5 protein-coding genes are annotated in these 2,737 nt (G+C 37.7%); all 5 read left to right on the top strand.

Going from position 1 to position 2,737, the window contains the following annotated elements; translation table 11 throughout:
• Nucleotides 1–179: 179 nt before the first annotated feature.
• Nucleotides 180–440, top strand: a complete 261-nt coding sequence (locus G6047_RS00340) for a type II toxin-antitoxin system ParD family antitoxin (RefSeq protein ID WP_394352480.1) — start codon at nucleotides 180–182, stop codon at nucleotides 438–440.
• Nucleotides 437–727, top strand: a complete 291-nt coding sequence (locus tag G6047_RS00345) for a type II toxin-antitoxin system RelE/ParE family toxin (RefSeq protein ID WP_169525326.1) — start codon at nucleotides 437–439, stop codon at nucleotides 725–727. Before G6047_RS00340 ends, G6047_RS00345 begins: the two co-directional genes overlap by 4 nt.
• 133 nt (nucleotides 728–860) lie before the next feature.
• Entirely contained in the window at nucleotides 861–1,166 is a 306-nt protein-coding gene (locus G6047_RS00350) for a hypothetical protein (protein ID WP_235946469.1), read from the top strand.
• Nucleotides 1,157–1,474 (top strand): type II toxin-antitoxin system RelE/ParE family toxin, encoded by a 318-nt coding sequence (locus tag G6047_RS00355; RefSeq protein ID WP_169525328.1) that lies wholly within the window; start codon nucleotides 1,157–1,159, stop codon nucleotides 1,472–1,474. The genes G6047_RS00350 and G6047_RS00355 overlap by 10 nt, the downstream gene beginning before the upstream one ends.
• 528 nt (nucleotides 1,475–2,002) lie before the next feature.
• On the top strand, nucleotides 2,003–2,503 hold the full coding sequence (locus tag G6047_RS00360) for a hypothetical protein (RefSeq protein WP_169525330.1): 501 nt from the start codon (nucleotides 2,003–2,005) through the stop codon (nucleotides 2,501–2,503).
• Nucleotides 2,504–2,737 lie beyond the last annotated feature (234 nt).

The raw sequence follows: 2,737 nt of genomic DNA on the forward strand, positions 1-2,737 counted from the left end.
AGCGGCTAAGCAAGATTGCTCCTACTCGATTCATTGTACCAACTTTTTTCTTAACTTCCATCGCGGTAGCAGAGGCAACTTTCTTCAGAAACCGCAACCTCGCTTAGCCGCGAAACGTTACAAGCCATTTCTGTTAAAACCTGCTCAAAATCACCAACGAATACCATACTTTGGTATATTTGAAAAAAGTTTTAATTATGGCGAAAAACACTTCAATATTACTCGGCGACCATTTCAATAATTTTATCAATGATGAAGTTGCTTCCGGACGTTATAGCTCAGCAAGCGATGTTGTGAGATCAGCGCTGAGATTATTAGAAATTGAAGCACAGAAAATCAAGTGGCTCAGAAATGAACTTGAAATCGGAGAAAAAAGCGGATTCGTAGAAAACTATGATCCTAAAAAGCATCTCGCTGAACTCAAGAAAAAGCATTCATGAAATACAAAATCACTGAAGCAGCTTACAACGACCTAAACGATATCTATTTCTATACTTTTCAAAAGTGGTCAGAAAACCAGGCTAGCAAATATTTCGAATCCATCATTCAGGAAATAGAACTGTTCAGCGAAAATCCTGAGAAGGCAAAACGAATGCCTAAAGTAAAACCTGACTATTTTTACTTCCGCGCATTATCGCATTACGTATTTTTTAAAAGGAATGAAAACGTAATTGAGGTCATAAGAATATTGCATAAAATGATGGATTTCTACAAACACTTGGAATAGAAACGGCTTGTAACCGCACCCAAGACGCGATTGCTGCTTTCAGGTAACTGAACCAATCGTTTTTCTTTGTACTTTCACGTTTAGCCGAGCCAACTTTCTTCGGAAGTCCGCAACCGCGCTTGGCTGCCAAACGTTGGAAGAAAGCTTTGAAAAACTCGTTGTCAATAAACCCAAATTGCTTATTTTTGAAAAAAGGATTGAAAAGATGGATTTGCAAACGCGTAAAATAGTTTTTGTTCAGGAATTTCTTAAACTTCAAAGCGAAAGAGCTATTTCGCATCTTGAAAGTTTGTTAAAAAAAGAAACTCAGGAATCACAGGAAAATCCGCTGTCAATTGAAGAATATCAAACTAGAATAAAGCAATCGATCGAAGATTCAAAAAATGATCGCGTAACCGAAGCCGACGATTTACTTTCTGAAATCGAGAAATGGAGTTGAAAATATATTGGACAAATTTTGCCAAACAGGAATTGCAAATTATTTTCGATTATCATAAGGAAAATGTAAGCCTGAAAATCGCCAGGAATTTAGTTTCTGGAATTGTAAAAGAATCTAAAAAACTATCCAAGCAGCCATTGATTGGTCAGGATGAATTTTTACTTAAAGAATTTCATTTAGATTATAAATATTTGGTTTATAAGAATTACAAAATCGTCTATCTATTCGATAAAAATCGCAACAGAATTGAAGTTCATGATGTTTTCGATACTCGGCAAAATCCTGTAAAAATCGGGAGAAAAAAATAAAGCCATCTTCCAACAGCGGCTAAAAAAAAGCGCTCCAATCAAGTGATTGAACCAACCATTTTTTAACTACATTTACGTCCAGCCGAGACAGAAATCTCGGGAAACCGCGCCTTCTTTTAGCCGCGGAACGTTACCAGCAAGCTGCGCAAGTACAACTGTTTGGCCGGCTGTCGGCTCGATCGAAAGTCGCTTGCAGCCTTCATCTTATTCGGGGCTACAAGCTTTGTCCCGACCAATCCGCCAGCCGGCTGAAAATTGAGATTTTTTCCAAAGTTGAACCTATTCGTTTCCGCAGAGACATTTGAGTAATTCTGCCTTCCATTTCGCCGAGACAAAAATCTCAATTTTCCTCAGCGAACCTAGAACGCAGCCAGCTGGTAACCGCACCCAAGACGCGATTGCTGCTTTCAGGTAATTGAACCAATCAATTTTCTTTGTACTTTCACGTTCAGCCGAGCCCACTTTCTCCGGAAGTCCGCAACCGCGCTTGGCTGCCAAACGTTAGGCGATATTGCAAAAAAATAGACGATGCATCCAATTAAATCAACCGCAGAAATTCTTGCTCTCAAAACCCTTAATAAAACTGTGGACCAAAAATGGATTGATTGGTCAATTAAGATGCTAGAAGCTGGATTTTATTCAGAAAATCTATTATTTCTTGCTGGAGAAAATGAGAACACAAATCAATTTGAATTACAACAAATTACAGATAAAGCGTTGGCAGAACTTAAATTAGATTATTCGAATAAAGAATTGATTGTTAAAAATTATGCATGCTTTGTAGTGAATGAAGTTTTAACAGGAAATAGAAAGGTTGAAGTTATCTTAGATATGCTGGAAAGACTTTGCATCGAACTTGGATATCCGCAATATCTTTTTGAATTCTATGAATTAAGTCAAGCTTACCGTGATATAGCTATTTATGGAGATCAGCATATTTTGCCAAATGCAACTAATGAAAATATTGAACAAATAGTTATAGACTACTTTAAAAATTTTTCTAATAACTGTGAAGCAACAATCGCCTAACCGCCGGTTATCGCCAGTACTGCATTTCGGTAGTTGAACCAAGCCGTTTTCTTTGTACTTTCACGTCCAGCCGATACAACTTTTTTCTAAGTCCGTACCGGCGACAACCGGCCAAACGTTGGTGGAAATGCCTAAAAATCGCCGATACAAAACATCATTAGAATTGGTATATTTACGTCGTGATAAAACCAAATCTATATATTATTGCTGGATGTAATGGCGCTGGTAAAACCA

Origin of the sequence: Flavobacterium silvaticum, from assembly GCF_012911565.1 — a bacterium.
Taxonomy (GTDB): domain Bacteria; phylum Bacteroidota; class Bacteroidia; order Flavobacteriales; family Flavobacteriaceae; genus Flavobacterium; species Flavobacterium silvaticum.

Excerpts from the sequence above, each read along its gene's own strand:
- G6047_RS00345 (WP_169525326.1), top strand. The coding sequence starts at position 437 with ATGAAATACAAAATCACTGAAGCAGCTTACAACGACCTAAACGATATC.
- G6047_RS00355 (WP_169525328.1), top strand. The coding sequence starts at position 1,157 with ATGGAGTTGAAAATATATTGGACAAATTTTGCCAAACAGGAATTGCAA.
- G6047_RS00360 (WP_169525330.1), top strand. The coding sequence starts at position 2,003 with ATGCATCCAATTAAATCAACCGCAGAAATTCTTGCTCTCAAAACCCTT.